The sequence below is a fragment of the Sporosarcina sp. Y838 genome (genome assembly GCF_056786515.1).
On record NZ_JBXCJD010000005.1, the window covers coordinates 79566 to 95594 of the forward strand.

General features: G+C 40.5%; 15 protein-coding genes. 2 read left to right on the forward strand and 13 right to left on the reverse strand.

The window, feature by feature from the left end; all coding sequences use genetic code 11:
- Positions 1–181 precede the first annotated feature (181 nt).
- From AC1TO4_RS08695 to AC1TO4_RS08705, 3 genes are all read right to left on the reverse strand, one after another.
- Positions 182–1165 carry an NAD(P)/FAD-dependent oxidoreductase gene (locus AC1TO4_RS08695; RefSeq protein ID WP_482105002.1) on the reverse strand — a complete coding sequence of 328 codons (984 nt, stop codon included), beginning with the start codon at positions 1163–1165 and terminating at the stop codon, positions 182–184.
- A gap of 260 nt (positions 1166–1425) precedes the next feature.
- Positions 1426–1707, reverse strand: a complete 282-nt coding sequence (locus tag AC1TO4_RS08700; protein WP_482099742.1) for a DUF6509 family protein — start codon at positions 1705–1707, stop codon at positions 1426–1428.
- Between the two features lie 97 nt (positions 1708–1804).
- Complete coding sequence (locus AC1TO4_RS08705) at positions 1805–4441, reverse strand: cation-translocating P-type ATPase (RefSeq protein WP_482105003.1); 2637 nt, start codon at positions 4439–4441, stop codon at positions 1805–1807.
- A 214-nt stretch (positions 4442–4655) separates the two neighbouring features.
- On the opposite strand from AC1TO4_RS08705, the gene AC1TO4_RS08710 reads away from it, so the two are divergent.
- Positions 4656–6314 (forward strand): M3 family oligoendopeptidase, encoded by a 1659-nt coding sequence (locus tag AC1TO4_RS08710; RefSeq protein WP_482105165.1) that lies wholly within the window; start codon positions 4656–4658, stop codon positions 6312–6314.
- A 69-nt stretch (positions 6315–6383) separates the two neighbouring features.
- Here AC1TO4_RS08710 and AC1TO4_RS08715 read toward each other — a convergent pair whose 3' ends face one another.
- The 5 genes from AC1TO4_RS08715 to AC1TO4_RS08735 form a co-directional block, all read right to left on the reverse strand.
- A complete protein-coding gene (locus tag AC1TO4_RS08715; protein ID WP_482105004.1) occupies positions 6384–8063 on the reverse strand; it encodes a formate--tetrahydrofolate ligase in 1680 nt (559 codons plus the stop codon).
- A gap of 105 nt (positions 8064–8168) precedes the next feature.
- Positions 8169–9152 carry a zinc-binding dehydrogenase gene (locus AC1TO4_RS08720; RefSeq protein ID WP_482105005.1) on the reverse strand — a complete coding sequence of 328 codons (984 nt, stop codon included), beginning with the start codon at positions 9150–9152 and terminating at the stop codon, positions 8169–8171.
- A gap of 124 nt (positions 9153–9276) precedes the next feature.
- Positions 9277–10149 carry a metallophosphoesterase gene (locus AC1TO4_RS08725; protein WP_482105006.1) on the reverse strand — a complete coding sequence of 291 codons (873 nt, stop codon included), beginning with the start codon at positions 10147–10149 and terminating at the stop codon, positions 9277–9279.
- Positions 10149–10652, reverse strand: coding sequence for a helix-turn-helix domain-containing protein (locus AC1TO4_RS08730; protein WP_482099748.1), 504 nt, complete (start codon positions 10650–10652; stop codon positions 10149–10151). Before AC1TO4_RS08730 ends, AC1TO4_RS08725 begins: the two co-directional genes overlap by 1 nt.
- A 106-nt stretch (positions 10653–10758) precedes the next feature.
- Positions 10759–11244, reverse strand: a complete 486-nt coding sequence (locus AC1TO4_RS08735) for a dUTP diphosphatase (protein ID WP_482099749.1) — start codon at positions 11242–11244, stop codon at positions 10759–10761.
- Positions 11245–11337: 93 nt separating this feature from the next.
- Here AC1TO4_RS08735 and AC1TO4_RS08740 point away from each other — a divergent pair, with 93 nt between their 5' ends.
- The gene (locus AC1TO4_RS08740) at positions 11338–11721 is read left to right on the forward strand and encodes a sigma-w pathway protein ysdB (RefSeq protein ID WP_482105007.1); all 384 of its coding nucleotides are present in this window, start codon (positions 11338–11340) and stop codon (positions 11719–11721) included.
- Positions 11722–11748: 27 nt separating this feature from the next.
- On the opposite strand, the gene AC1TO4_RS08745 is transcribed toward AC1TO4_RS08740, so the two are convergent.
- The 5 genes from AC1TO4_RS08745 to thrS all read right to left on the reverse strand — a co-directional run bounded on the left by AC1TO4_RS08745 (position 11749) and on the right by thrS (position 15563).
- On the reverse strand, positions 11749–12039 hold the full coding sequence (locus AC1TO4_RS08745; RefSeq protein ID WP_482105008.1) for a DUF1294 domain-containing protein: 291 nt from the start codon (positions 12037–12039) through the stop codon (positions 11749–11751).
- Positions 12040–12192: 153 nt separating this feature from the next.
- Entirely contained in the window at positions 12193–12552 is a 360-nt protein-coding gene (gene rplT / locus AC1TO4_RS08750) for a 50S ribosomal protein L20 (RefSeq protein WP_482099752.1), read from the reverse strand.
- Between the two features lie 41 nt (positions 12553–12593).
- Entirely contained in the window at positions 12594–12794 is a 201-nt protein-coding gene (rpmI, locus tag AC1TO4_RS08755; protein WP_482099753.1) for a 50S ribosomal protein L35, read from the reverse strand.
- Positions 12795–12821: 27 nt separating this feature from the next.
- Positions 12822–13340 (reverse strand): translation initiation factor IF-3, encoded by a 519-nt coding sequence (infC, locus tag AC1TO4_RS08760; RefSeq protein WP_482100106.1) that lies wholly within the window; start codon positions 13338–13340, stop codon positions 12822–12824.
- A 288-nt stretch (positions 13341–13628) separates the two neighbouring features.
- A complete protein-coding gene (thrS, locus tag AC1TO4_RS08765) occupies positions 13629–15563 on the reverse strand; it encodes a threonine--tRNA ligase (protein WP_482105009.1) in 1935 nt (644 codons plus the stop codon).
- Between the last annotated feature and the right edge of the window lie 466 nt (positions 15564–16029).

A 16029-nucleotide genomic window follows, 5' to 3' on the forward strand; every position in this document is an offset into this window, starting at 1 on the left:
AATCCTCCTCTATATTAACAAAGTCAATAGTAAAATTTAATTTTTGATGTATTTAACATTAAGCGTTGTCATCTATGATTGAAAATGAATTCAGTATTAACGGAATGTTACTAATTTTTCTATTACTAGTCAATAAAAAAACCGCACAAGGCGGTTTTTATAATTTGGTGTCAAGTTCTATTCAACTAAAGATACTTGTACTATGAAGCGGTTGTAATCTCGCTTTCGGATCGACGTAAGCTTTTGCATGATTCACAGCGATTGGAGCTTCACCTAGTCCGACAGCAATCAATTTCACTTTGCCATCATAGTTTGTAACATCCCCTGCCGCGTAAATCCCTTCGATGTTGGTCTCCATACGAGAATTAACCATAATTGAGTTACGGTCCATTTCAAGACCCCAATCCTTCAATGGTCCAAGAGATGATATATTTCCGTAGTTAACAATTAAATGATCGATGTCAAGATGTTCTTCAGTGCCATCTTTTTCTGCTAAGACTACTTTTTGAACTTTACCATCTTCACCATCAATCAATTTTACCGCTCGAGACGTCTTCACAGTCACTTTGGATTCCATTAACTGATTAACACTCGTTTCGTGTGCTGTAAAGCGTTCACGGCGATGGACGAGTGTCACAGTGGATGCAATGTCTTCCAACATAAGTGACCAATCGACTGCTGAATCCCCGCCTCCGCAAACAAGAACATTTTTATCCTTAAAAATCGTTAAATCTTTAATACTGTAATGAAGGGTATTCCCCTCAAAATGGACTTCTTCGGGAAGACCGATTTTGCGGGGTTGGAAAGCCCCGATTCCTGCTGTCAATAGGATGGTACGTGTTAAGTGAACACCTTTATCCGTTTTCAGGATGAAGTGATCTCTTTCACGCGTCGCTGATAAAGCAGTTTCGCCAAGAAGGATTTCAGGTTTCGCATAATGTGCTTGTGTAACAAGATTAGCGACAAAGTCCTTTGCAAGAATTTTTGGAAATCCGCCCACATCATATATATCTTTATCAGGATACAATTCAATCAACTGACCACCAAGCTGTGGCAAACTATCTATGATTTTCACCGACATTTCCCGCATACCTGCATAGAATGATGCAAAAAGCCCCGTCGGCCCTCCCCCAATAATCGTAATATCAACTATTTCATTATCCATATTCAAACACTCCAATTAGATTAGTCTTGGATATTTTCGTTTCTATCCACTTTCCATATTATCTAACATATTACCACAAAACACACATAATTCGAATTGAGTCTGCTGATTTATTATATGTGCAGAAATCTTCACATACTGTGTTCGTACATTAGTGCTAAAACTTCCACTGTAGTAGATCCACTTTCAGCTTTAAACCTCCATATACCAAAGAAAAGCCTGCACACATAATAATCATGTGTACAGGCTTTTTAGTTGTATTATTCGCGGTGTGTTCTGCAATATTCAAGAACAATTGCTTTTTCGTCGTCTTCCAATTCAAAATCAAGAACTTTTTCACTTGTACGTTCAAAAAAGTGATAAGATGCTATCCGTCCTTCATCCTCGTCAACTGCAAAAATCACGCGAAGCCCTGTTCCACCTTCAGAATAAAGCTCGTCTTCCTCGTCCAAATCAATGTACAATCGGTACTCAAAACGTTCTCCAGCAATGATCCCAGTAGGATCGTTAATTTTTTTGATAATGTACTCAGTAATTTCCATAGCAGTATCAACCTCTCACTTACAAATTCACGGCTACAATGCCATTACCCCCCATAATACATCATAGAGCACTAAAAGGGGAACTTTGGCGCTTAAATTACTTTTTGAATAATTTAACCAGTTCATTTACTAGAAGCGGTATTAGGCTAAGTACACCAATAATTATCCATTCCTTTAGTCCAAGTGATTGCACACTAAAGACTTTCGCAATTGGACCGAACGTAACGATAATTACCTGTAACACAACCCCTAGCAAAATTGAGTATATTAAAAACTTATTCTTAAAAATACCAGCTTTGAATACAGACTTGTTCATCGATCTAAAGTTGAGTGAATGCACCAGCTGAGAAAAACTCAGGCCGATGAAAGCCATTGTCTGTCCATGTACGAGAGCACTTTCCGGAATGGTGGCTGAAAACATAGAGATAAAACTGCCCGTGTACTCGCCTGACATATAGATGCCCATCATAAAAGCGACGAGTGTAATTGCCCCAATCAAAATACCATTTAAAACTAGAAACGATATGGAACCACTGAATATACTCTCTTTCCGGTGCCTCGGTTTTTCTTTCATTACACCAGTTTCTTCAGGATCGACCCCCAGCGACAGCGCAGGAAATGTATCCGTCACCAGATTGATCCATAAGATATGAATTGGGCGCAAGAGCAACGGCCACCCTAGTAATATTGCAGCGAAAAGCGCAATTATTTCTCCTAAATTACACGATAGCAGAAAAATAATGGACTTCTTTATATTACGATAGATGGTACGCCCTTCTTCGACTGCTTTGACGATTGATGAAAAATTGTCATCCGTTAATACCATATCTGCAGCACCTTTTGCTACATCTGTACCTGTTATCCCCATTGCTACGCCTATATCCGCGGCCTTTAATGAAGGTGCATCGTTAACACCGTCACCTGTCATTGACACGGTATGGTCCTTCGCTTTAAGTGCTTGCACAATTTTAACTTTGTGTTCCGGCGAAACGCGAGCATATACATTAATTTTCCCGGTTTTTTCAATTAATTCCCGTTCTGACAAAGCATCAATTGTTTTTCCCTCGATTACTTCCGATTGTTGAGTTGCGATTCCAAGTTCTTTTGCAATCGCAAATGCTGTGTCCTGGTGATCACCCGTAATCATAACGGTACGTATGCCTGCCGATTTCGTAACTTTAATCGCATTCTTCACTTCTTCACGAGGGGGGTCAATCATTCCGACAAGACCAAGAAACACCAATTGTTCTTCTGCATTGTTAAGTTCGTCGGTATTTATAGCTGCCATGAATTTATAGGCAGAACCCAATACACGCAATGCTTTCGAAGACATGGATTTTGCAGCATTAAGAATTGCTTCACGGTCTAGCTCATCAATAATTTTGGGTCCTTCAGCTGTTTCGATATGTGTACATTTCGGCAAAATCCCATCAACGGCACCTTTAGTATGTGAAATAATGGACTCCGCCGCTTGATGTACCGTAGTCATCCGTTTACGATTTGAATCGAATGGAATCTCAGCAATTCTGGGATAACTTGCTTCCAGTTGTCCTTTTTCCAACCCAGTTTCCACCGCTGCTGCAATAAGCGCGATTTCTGTTGGATCCCCGGTTTCTTCATTTTTTGTATATGTTGCATCATTACACAATGCGATATTTTCAAATAATCGTTTCTGTACAGGCTTTTTAAGATCTGCTTCATCTAATTTGCTTAATGTTCCTTCAGTATAAAACGTTGTAACTGTCATTCGATTCTGAGTCAATGTACCGGTTTTATCTGAACAGATTACGTCAACTGAACCCAGCGCTTCCACAGCAGGAAGCTTTCGAATTATGATGTTTTGTTTAATCATCCTTTGCACACCGATTGCGAGAACGATTGAAACGATTGCAGGCATTCCTTCAGGGATAGCCGCAACCGCTAGACTGACAGCTAACATGAACATTTCCAAATACCCGCGGCCTTGCAACACACCTATTCCAAATATGATGACGCAAATGACAACAGCTGTCATCCCCAGGTATTTTCCCAATTGTGCGAGACTTTTCTGTAAAGGTGTCTCTTCATCCACTTCACTATCAAGCATAGATGCAACTTTTCCTATCTCGGTTTTCATACCTGTTGCAATTGCCACGCCAGTTGCACGTCCATATGTAGCTAATGTCGACATGAATGCAATGTCTTTTCTATCTCCGATGGGCATTGAGCTGTTACCTTCGAATTGTGAATCTTTTTCTACTGATACGGATTCACCTGTCAACGCCGCCTCTTCAATTTTCAAATTCACTGACTCAATTAGACGGATATCACATGGCACGTACCTTCCGGCATCAAGAAGAATTACATCACCTTGGACAACTTCTTCAGACGGTATTTCTTTCTGTACACCGTCCCTTCTAACTAGCGCTTTGGGAACTGCCATGTTTTTTAACGCCTGCAGTGCATCTTCTGCCTTTGATTCCTGGATAACTCCTACAACCGTATTGATAAGGACAACAAGTCCAATTATTAAGGAATCCGCCAATTCTCCAAGAATGCCAGAAATAACAGCTGCAACAATCAGCACGTAAATTAAGACATTATTAATTTGTGCAAAAATACGTTGAAGCAGCGAACGGCTCTTTGTTCCTGTTAGTTTATTCGCACCGAATTCAACAAGTCTTCTCTTCGCTTCTGCTTCACTTAAGCCAATTTCAATATTTGTATCAATGAATTGATCAGTTTGCTTTTGCAATTTTTTACCCCATCTTTTATAGTTTTAATTTCAAACACTTGTCATACGGAATTCCTTTCATTGCTTTTCTCATATAATCTAGTGTAATAATATATATTTCTTTGCAATATTCCGGAACATCGTGAACAATAGAATCAGTGGAATATTTCACTAGTATAAATCAGGGGGAATTATCTTGATAAAATTTGATGACTATCAATACGCTAGACCTGAAATGGAAAGTGTAAAAGAAGATTTTTTTAGACTTCTTGAGGATTTTCGTTCTGCAAGTTCATATGAATTACAAAATGAAGCCATTGAAAAAATTAACGCAATCGGAAAAGACTACTCAACGATGGCCAATCTTGTCTATATCCGTGCTTCCATCGATACAAACGATGAATTCTATCAAAAAGAACGCGATTATTTCGATGAAATCGGACCTGAGTATCAAGAACTTGAAACTGCTTACTATAAAGAACTTGTCACCACTTCTTTTAGGGCGGATCTTGAAAAAAAATGGGGTAGCCAACTATTCGCACTGGCTGATAACTCCATTAAATCATTTTCACCGAAAATCGTCAGTATGCTTCAAAAGGAAAATAAGCTGGCTTCCGATTATTCTAAACTGGTTGCATCCGCGCAAATCGAATTTGACGACAAGACTCTGACTCTTGCTCAAATGGGTCCATATGCGGAGTCAACGGATCGTTCCGTTCGTAAAGCCGCTATGAAAGCTACGTACACTTTTTATTCGGATAACGGTGTGAAGTTCGATGAAATTTATGATGAACTTGTCAAACTACGTCATGAAATTGCTACCACTCTTGGCTATAAAAACTTTGTTGAACTCGGCTATGTGCGCATGAATCGTATTGACTATGATGCCCAAATGGTGAAAAAATTCCGTGATCAAGTTCGTGATCATATCGTCCCACTAGCCAGTCGTCTATACGAGCGCCAAGCAGAGCGCATTGGTGTGGATAAGTTAAAATTTTATGATCAATCCTTAGACTTCTTAACAGGTAACGCAACACCTCAAGGTTCACCTGATTGGATTCTTGAAAATGGTAAAAAGATGTATGCTGAGCTTTCACCTGAGACAGACACCTTTTTCAAGTTCATGACAGATAAAAACCTACTTGACATTGAAGCTAAAACTGGAAAAGAAGCCGGCGGTTATTGTACTTTTATCGATAACTACGATTCACCATTCATCTTTTCCAATTTTAATGGGACATCTGGTGATATTGACGTATTAACGCATGAAGCCGGACACGCATTCCAAGTTTTTTCTAGCCGAGACATTGGAATACCTGAATATATGTGGCCAACATATGAAGGCGCCGAAATCCATTCAATGAGTATGGAATTCTTTACATGGCCCTGGATGGAACTGTTTTTCAAAGACCAAACGGATAAATATAAATTTGCACACTTAAGTAGTGCGCTACTCTTTTTACCCTACGGCGTCGCAGTGGATGAATTCCAACATGCAGTTTACGAAAATCCTGAAATGACAGCCGAAGAACGAAAAGTAGCTTGGAAAAGAATAGAAAAAATATATCTTCCAATGCGTGACTATGATGGCTTTGAATATTTGGAATCCGGCTCCATCTGGCAACGTCAAGGTCATATTTACGAAAGTCCATTTTATTATATCGATTATACACTTGCACAAATTTGTGCGTTCCAATTTTGGAAACGCTCGCTCGAAAATCATGAATCAGCATGGAATGATTATTTACATCTTTGCACCCTTGGCGGATCAAAATCATTTACTAAACTTGTTTCCGAAGCAAATTTAATTTCACCATTTGAAGATGGCTGTGTTGAATCTGTTATCGGAACAATTGAATCTTGGCTAGATTCGATTGATGATAAAGCACTTTGATAATAAACCACGCGGCTGTCCTAGCATTTTAGGTCAGCCCCGTATTTAATACAGATACGTTTTCAATAATTATATTAAACCAACTGCATTGCCTTTTTCATCGATATCCATTTTGAGTGCTGCCGGAACTTTAGGCAAGCCCGGCATCGTCATAATGTCCCCAGCCAAACAAACTAGGAATCCGGCTCCAAGTTTCGGAATAATTTTCCTTACAGTAATCGTAAAGCCTTCAGGGCTTCCAAGTAATTTAGGGTCATCTGCAAATGAGTATTGCGTTTTAGCCATGCATATCGGCAATATATCCCATCCATTTTTCTCAATTAGCTCCAGATCTTTTAATGCCTGGTCAGTAAAAGTGACACCCAATCCTCCATAAACTTTTTGAACAATTTCAGTTATTTTATCGTTTACAGATTGTTCAACATGATAGATCGGGGCAAAGTTGTTTGGCTCAGCTAATAGCTTTAACACTTCTTGTGCTAATGCAATACCCCCATCTCCGCCATGTTCCCAGACTTCGGTGAGTGCTACCCTTACATCATTATTTTCACACCATTCGAAGATTGTTTCCAGTTCAGAGTCCGTATCAGTAATGAATTTATTCAGAGCGACGACTGGCTGGACACCGAATGCACGAATTGTATCTATATGTTTTGCCAGGTTCATCATTCCATCAGTGACTGCCTGAACATTTTCTCCCGCTAGTTCGCCTTTCGGCACACCTCCATGCATTTTCAGCGCACGAACCGTTGCAACGATAACGACCGCATCAGGAGCAAAACCACCTTGACGCGCTTTTATATTCATGAATTTCTCAGCGCCTAAATCGGCTCCAAAACCAGCTTCCGTAACAACGATTTCGGCAAGTTTACGTGCCATATTGGTTGCAATTAACGAGTTACAACCGTGTGCAATGTTAGCAAAAGGACCTCCATGGATAAGTGCCGGCGTCCCTTCAATCGTCTGAACGAGATTTGGTTTGAATGCCTCTTTTAATAGAAGTGTGAGTGCACCATGAACTCCAAGATCACGCACTGTAACTGCTTCATTGTCGTACGTATAACCGATTACAATCCGTGCAATCCTATCTTTCAAATCTTCCAAGTTTGTCGCCAGACAGAATACGGCCATTATTTCAGATGCCACAGTAATATCGAAACCCTCTTCTCTAGGCACTCCCTGTGTAGGGCCACCCAGTCCGATTGTCACGTTACGCAAAGCGCGATCATTCATATCCAGGACACGCTTCCAAGTAATTCTTCGCGGGTCAATACGGAGCACATTTCCTTGGTGAAGGTGATTATCAATCAAAGCGCTTAGTGCATTATTTGCAGTCGTAATTGCATGAATATCACCGTTAAAATGCAGGTTAATCTCTTCCATCGGCAATACTTGTGCATAACCACCGCCTGTAGCACCACCTTTCATCCCCATAACAGGTCCAAGGGATGGTTCACGCAAAGCAATCATCGCCTTCTCCCCAAGCTTCGAAAGAGCGTCAGCGAGTCCTACCGTCACAGTAGATTTCCCTTCACCAGCTGGAGTTGGGCTGATTGCAGTAACCAAAACAACTTTCCCATTCAAACTTTCTTTATTTAATTTATTTCCATCAATTTTAGCCTTATATCTTCCATAAGGTTCTACAGCTTCTTCCGGGATACCCGCCTTTTCAGCTATAGTCCAAATTTGCTGCATTGTAGCTTGTGATGCAATTTCTAAATCCGTAAGCGGTAATACTTTTTCAGTCATATATGCTACATCCTTCCTTTGCCTTAATTATATACCAATTATGATTTTAGATAGATTGTACTTTATGATACCCTGTAAACATTAATAACCATTCTCTATTAATTGTTATTCTGATACTTGAATTACCACTTTTCCAAACTGATTACTGTTTTCAATATAATCAAAGGCCTCTGCAGTAGCATCCAAATTGAACACTCTATCGACAACGGGATGTGTCCCGTATTTTTCAACATGCGCAATCATGTCGCGCAATTCTTCTCGGCTCCCAAGTGTTGAACCAAATAGCTGGTATTGCCCATAGAAAAATGCCCGTAAATCCAAATCGACCGTATCGTCAGTCGTTGCTCCGAACACAACGATGCGCCCTCCTTTTTTTAAAACACCCAACGAACGATTAAATGTCGCTCGCCCTACACTCTCAATAACGAGGTCAATTGTTTCACCCTGCAGCTCTTTGTTCCAATCACTGTTTGTGTCGAGCGCCATATCCGCACCAAGCTCAAGCGCTAACTTGCGTTTCTTCTCACTGCGTGAAGTTACAATTACACGTGCACCTATGTTTTTAGCAAATTGAATCAGATAAGTCGCCACTCCACTGCCCGCACCCGGAATGAAAACCGTATCCCCCACTTTCACCTGTCCTTTTGTAAATAACGCACGGTAGCCAGTTAATCCAGCTAATGAAAGCACTGCAGCTTCTTTCCATGATAAATGAGATGGTTTCCTCTCTAGTTGTTCAGCTGAAATTACAATTTTCTCCGCAAACGTTCCGTTATCAGGCATGCCTAAAATATCAAAACTCGCAGGGGGCGCATCGCTATTCTTATACCATCGAAGTGAAGGATTAATCATTACTTCATCCCCGACTGTAAATTGCGTTACTCCTTCACCTATTGAATCGACGACTCCTGCCCCATCCGATCCTAATGTCAGCGCTGCTGTTTGCTCACCTCTGCGCCCAGCTATATATAAGTCCCTACGATTCAGTCCCGCTGTTCGAATCGAAACGACAACTTCACCAAGACTTGCAACCGGATCACTCATCTCACCTATTTTTAACTCCCCAAATTCATGAATATACGCCTTCATATTTACTCATCCCCTCTTAAATAGTTATCCTTCTTATCATACCTGAATATATCCTAACCTTCACACTATTCCAAATGGAGCGCTTGACAAAGACCTCCATTCATTAATTGAAAGGAGGTCTTTGTCATTCAACTATTTGTAACGATACAACTACTATTTCCGGTTGATTGAAGAGCCGCACAGGAACCAGACTATTGCCTAAGCCACGACTGATGATCAATTGGCTTCCATTCTTCTTGTGCGTGCCCGATGTGTATGTTGGGAACCAGCCTTCCCCAGGTGAAACCAAACCGCCTATTCCAGGAATTCGAAATTGTCCTCCGTGGGCATGACCACTAAATGTCAGATTGATTCCTTCTTCTGCATAAACGTTAAATTGTTCAGGTCTATGTGCGAGTAAAATTTTAAACATTGATTTGGGAGTATCCGCAAAGGCCTCGGTTATAGTATTTTTAACGGTTTCCTCTTCTTCCATTGCACTCGCCAAAGGGTCTTCTATTCCTCCAATTGCAATCGAACTATGGGAATCGATTTTTACTATATCAGCTTCATTCGCTAATACCCGAACACCCCGTTCCACTAAAGATGCTTTTATCCTCTTCGAATCCTTAGTGGCTATTTCATGATTACCTGTAACGTAATAGATTGGTGCAACGAATTGAAGTTTTTCAATCAGAATGAGACTTCGTTCGAGATTGTAGCGGTTACTGTCAATAAAATCACCTGTTATGAAAATTGCTTGAGGCGATATTCGTTTCACTTTATCAACAACCACTAAGTGATTCTCACCGAATTCGGCATCGTGCAAATCAGATAATTGGACGATGGTATAATTGTCAAAAGCATTCGGAATCTTATCCGAATAGATATCATAATAAGTGACACCGACTGTTGTATTCCCTTTGTATATAAAAAAGCTAATTAGAGTAATTAATATCAGGAAAACAACCCATTTACGCCGTAAAGAAATCGTTCTTTTTTTTAGTTTCGCTTTCATTAAAGCCAGCGTTTTTTAATTTTAGCAAGTTCCAACAATTCAAGGACTTCTTTTTTCGGTAATTCCGTTAGAATCGCGAGCATTTCAAGTTCAGCACGCCTTCTTCCTTTACCACTTCTATAACTTTCCTTGTGTAAGGCATCTAATTCCGCATACAATTCGTCATTACGGTTTGTCTTCATTTCTAGTTCTTCCGCTTCTGTGTCACTGGTAATATTTTCTCTTAACTTGTCATAAAGCATATCTACATTCGTAGAGCCTGACCCTTTAAATGGTTTGGATGTTTTCGTATTTCCTAAAATCAGTTCATCGGTTGAAACATTGAAGCGTTCAGAGATTTTCGCTATCCAAGCGGCGGACGGAGCATTTTTCCCTTTTTCCCAGTCTTTGATACGGCTTGCCGAAGTGCCGATAGCCGTTCCAAACGCCATCATTGACAATCCACGTTGTTCACGCAATGTTTTTAGCCTTACTCCGAAATCCTCTTTGTTCCAATCGTTCACATTGACGCCCCCTAAATACTTTATATATTCTATCTCTATTATTTTTTATCTGAAGGCTTCTGTCAATCTATTTTTTGATTTTTCTATAAAACATTTAATAAGGCAATTAGTATCCCGTTTTTTGACGGTTATAATTTTCTTCATTCTTTGCCAAGTATGCACTGATAATGTCTTCATTCGTAAATCCAAGTTTTTTTGCAATTGCACCGTAATGAATCCAGACTTGTTTATAAGAGTCCATCGTCAGTTCAAATAGAAAAAGCTGAATCACTCTTGTCGTCTCCAGGAATAGATGTGTTAATTCACCTTCCACTTTACCTTCCGGCCAATCAGTAAGCGTTTGTAAGTCTTTTTCAATACCTAACGAAAGAAGAAAGTGAATGGAATCTACATACTCTTCCAGAATTACAGCATTCTCTGAAGGCCCTTTCGTACTCCAGAATTTGAAACACCGTGTTTCATTTGCAAGTTCACCGAGCTCTACCAGTAGTGCCAGTCCTTTTTCTTGAAAAACATCTGACTGTTTCTCTCTGTTATTTTGGATATAAGAGTCTAGCTCACGCTGCATGGAAAATAGTTTAGTAAGTTGCATAATATAACCTCCAATTTATTTTAAATTATTGAAACCTTTTAGTGGGTTCACCCGTAGATAATAGTATGTATTAAATAGTAAGGGGGATCTGTTATGCCACTGCTGATCCGGTTTATCATTATTGCTTTTATCATTTATTTATTTTATCGTGGAATCCGTTATTTGACTGATCCGAAGCGTAAGCTGGATGATGCATATGCGGTAGAGAAATATTATTTCTACGATGATGTGAAAAATGTGCGAAAGAACTTTTTCATTACCTATAAAGGCGCCATGTTTGAAGGCGAAAAGTATTTAGGGACAACAAATGATTCGTTTGAGGTTGTATCTATTTTTGTCTGGGTGAAAGACGAAACAAAACTTCAAGGTTTTACGAAAGATGATTTCCATTTCATATCTGCCGAAATCCTTTCCAACTATCCAAAAGCCGATATCAGTTGGAAAAAACCCATAGAAAAACTCATGAATTCGCACTAAAAGCCCGTGTTTTGGACGGGCTTTTTCTTATGCTTCCACCATGCCCGGCAAGTGAACACCCAGAAGATATAGTATTCCGATGCCATAGATAATCGCCAGCAAGAGAAATCCTACCCGAAATGATGTATGTCTTGTCTTATGGCGGAACGCCTGCATTCCGAAGTAAGCGCCAATACCTCCCCCTAGTAGGGCGAGTGTCCATAAATTCTTTTCAGGAATTCGTTGTCCTTTCCTTTTCGCCTGTCGTTTATCATAACCCATCGCAAAGAATGCCCATATAGACATGATTGCAATCCAGCCTAGAATTGTTGTTTGCAAGTACACTTCCCCCTCTGCTCTTTCTTTCCTTCTATTTTACACGGTTTCGCAGTTGTAAAGGAATAATAATACGTTAATAAATAAATAACATAAAAATAGCCGCCTCGCATCCGAATTATCTCCGGATTACTTGGCGGCTGTTATTTATATTTCTTATTTTGCGATTGATTTTTTAGCTGCACTTGCAAGTTGCGCGAACGCTTGAGCGTCAGTCACTGCAAGATCAGCAAGCATTTTACGGTTAACATCAATGCCAGCTACTTTCAAGCCGTGCATTAGAGTGCTGTAAGAAAGACCGTTGATACGTGCAGCCGCATTGATACGTGTAATCCAAAGTTTACGGAATTCACGTTTCTTCTGACGACGGTCACGGTATGCATAGTTGAATGATTTCATTACCTGTTGGTTTGCTACCTTGTAAAGTCTATGTTTTGAACCAAAGTAACCTTTTGCTAATTTCAATACTCGATTACGACGCTTGCGCGTCACTGTTCCACCTTTTACGCGTGGCATAGTTCATTACCTCCTGCTTTTCTGTCCGATTGTGTTTTGATTTATTTCATGTAAGTGATCATTTGACGAATACGCTTGAAATCGCCTGAAGAAACGAGTGCAGCTTTACGCAGATGGCGTTTTGCTTTCGTCGGTTTGTTTGCAAATAAGTGACTTGTGTAAGCACGGCCACGTTTCAGTTTACCAGAACCGGTTTTTTTGAAACGTTTCGCTGAACCGCGGTGAGTTTTCATTTTTGGCATGTTCTGTTCCTCCTAAATCTTTCATTGTTACTCTTTTTCAGCAGTCGGTGCAAGCACTAGGAACATGCTTCGACCTTCCATCTTCGGTCGTTGTTCAACCGTAGATACATCTTTGCACGCTTCTGCGAAACGGTCAAGGACACGCTGTCCGATTTCCTTGTGCGTAATCGCACGTCCGCGGAAACGGATGGAAGCTTTTACTTTATCGCCTTTTTCAAGGAATTTAATAGCATTCCGTAATTTTGTTTGAAAATCATGTTCATCAATCGTTGGACTTAACCGAACTTCTTTAAGAAGAATGATTTTCTGATTCTTACGGACTTCGCGATCCTTCTTCTGTTGCTCAAACTTGAACTTTCCGTGGTCCATGATACGAGCCACTGGGGGTTTCGCTGTTGGAGCTACAAGGACAAGATCCAAATTCGCAAGTGCAGCAATTTCTAGTGCCTCAGTGCGTGTTTTGATTCCGAGCTGATCGCCGTTGTGATCAATAATGCGCAGCTCGCGGGCACGGATGCCCTCATTAACGTACATGTCTTTGCTAATAGTAATCCACCTCCGGATATTTCACGAATACATGGTTTGGGTATACCGTCCGGTTCGGGCGGCCCCACAGATCCATCCAATAAAAAAAGGTAGACAAATTGGATTTGTCTACCCGCGTATGTGTACGTGCTAATGCACGGCACTTCACTCATGTTTTAACCTGTCAACAACGTTTTTGCGTCGAACAGGTGAGAAGCGGGTAGCCTCTTCTTATACCACAAACTGTATTCAGTCATTACTAACCTTATTTACTTTATCACGAGATGATTAGAGTGTCAACTACTTTACTTATACTTTACTTACTTCGCTTTGAAGTTTTGCAAGAAAATCGTCAAACGGAATACTTTCCGAGTTCTGTTCTCCGTATTTACGAACATTCACTTCTCCCGATTCAACTTCCTTATCGCCTAGAACCAGCATATAAGGTACTTTTTGCATTTGAGCTTCACGAATTTTATAACCGATTTTCTCTTCACGGCTATCAATATCAACTCGGAATCCAGCTGCAACCAATTTTTCACGAACGCCATCCGCATAATCGAAATGCGCGTCAGGGGAAACTGGAATTACTTCAACTTGAACAGGTGCCAGCCAAGTTGGGAAAGCGCCTTTATATTCTTCAATCAGGAATGCAACAAAACGTTCCATTGTGGAAACGACACCACGATGAATAACTACCGGACGATGTTGTTTTCCATCTTCACCTACATATGTCAGGTCAAAACGCTCAGGAAGCAGGAAGTCGAGTTGAACTGTTGACAATGTCTCTTCCATACCAATTGCTGTTTTTACTTGCACATCTAGTTTTGGACCGTAGAATGCAGCTTCCCCTTCTGCTTCAACATAATCAAGTCCAAGTTCATCCATCGCTTCTTTTAGCATTGTTTGGGCACGATTCCACATGGCGTCGTCGTCAAAATACTTTTCCTTATCTGCTGGATCGCGGTATGAAACACGGAAAGAGTAATCCTCGATATTGAAATCTTTATAAACGTCAATAACAAGTTGAACTACTTTTTTGAACTCGTCTTTAATCTGATCGGGACGTACAAAAATATGTGCGTCGTTTAGGGTCATTCCTCGAACCCTTTGTAATCCGGATAATGCACCTGACATTTCATAACGGTGCATCGTACCAAGTTCAGCAATTCGGAGCGGCAAGTTTCTATAAGAGTGAATACTATTTTTGTATATCATCATATGATGCGGGCAGTTCATTGGACGCAGGACAAGGTCTTCATTGTCCATACTCATTACTGGGAACATGCCGTCTTGGTAATGATCCCAGTGACCTGAAGTTTTGTACAACTCTACACTCCCTAAAACAGGTGTATAGACGTGATCGTAACCCAATTTCTCTTCTTTATCCACAATATATCTTTCAATTATTCGGCGAATTGTTGCACCTTTAGGTAGCCACATTGGTAATCCCTGACCGACCTTTTGAGAGTTCATAAACAAATTGAGTTCTTTACCTATTTTACGATGATCCCGCTCTTTCGCTTCTTCTAGTAAACGAAGATGCTCTTTCAACTCATCTTTTTTGAAGAATGCTGTTCCATAAATCCGTTGTAGCATTTTGTTATTTGAATCGCCGCGCCAATAAGCGCCTGCAATACTAAGCAGTTTGAATTCCTTTAGTTTCCCCGTAGAAGGAACATGCACCCCACGGCATAGATCGATAAAGTCACCTTGTTCGTAAATGGATACTTGCTCGCCCTCAGGAATTGCTTCAAGAAGTTCTAGTTTATATTCGTCGTCAATCTCTTTGAAACGTTTCCCGGCTTCTTCGCGGGAAACATCATGGCGAATCACTTCGAAGTTTTCAGCAATAATTCTTCTCATTTCTTTTTCGAGTTCAGGTAAATCTTCTGCTGTTATCGGTTCTGGCGAATCAATGTCATAATAAAAACCACTTTCGATAACCGGTCCGATGCCTAATTTCGCATCTGGATACTTACGTTTTACTGCTTGTGCTAGTAGATGCGCTGTACTGTGGCGTAATATTTCAAGCGCTTCCGATGATTGGGGTGTAATAATCGCAATGTCCCCGTCTTCAGTTATAGGTGTTTTTAAATCGATTAATGTATCTCCCAATTTACCGGCTAATGCACTTTTTCGCAATCCTGGGCTAATAGATGCTGCCACGTCTTCAGTAGTTGTACCTTGTGGATATTCTTTTACTGCACCATCCGGAAATTTCAAATTCAACATTTTTGTCATAATTAAGCACTCCTCTAATTTATTATTGAACAACAAAAAAAGCCCCATCCCTGGAAAGGGACGAAGCTTTAGCTCGCGGTTCCACCCTTCTTCCTTCAATTCAGTCCCATGAATTGCATACGTGGCCAGTAGAAATGTACCAGCATACTTCAGTCCAGGCTGTGCTTTTTCGCACTGCTTAGAATGGCTTATGACTGAAACATCTGTCCGTTGATGCCAAACAAATAGACACTAAAATGATGAAGCTTGACGTCGGGTAACGGACCGGATTCCGTCATCGATTACTGTATAGTTCACCGATGCTGCTCTGAGGGGGTAAATCATCCGTCCAACCTTAGGGGCTTCCAGCCATTGACCCCGTTCTCTATAGGTAGACGATAGGATTGTTGTCCTCTTCCATGCATTTCAGATTATTAATTAAAATTGAGTATACGTTGAATGCGCAATAAATGCAAGTCTATTTTAT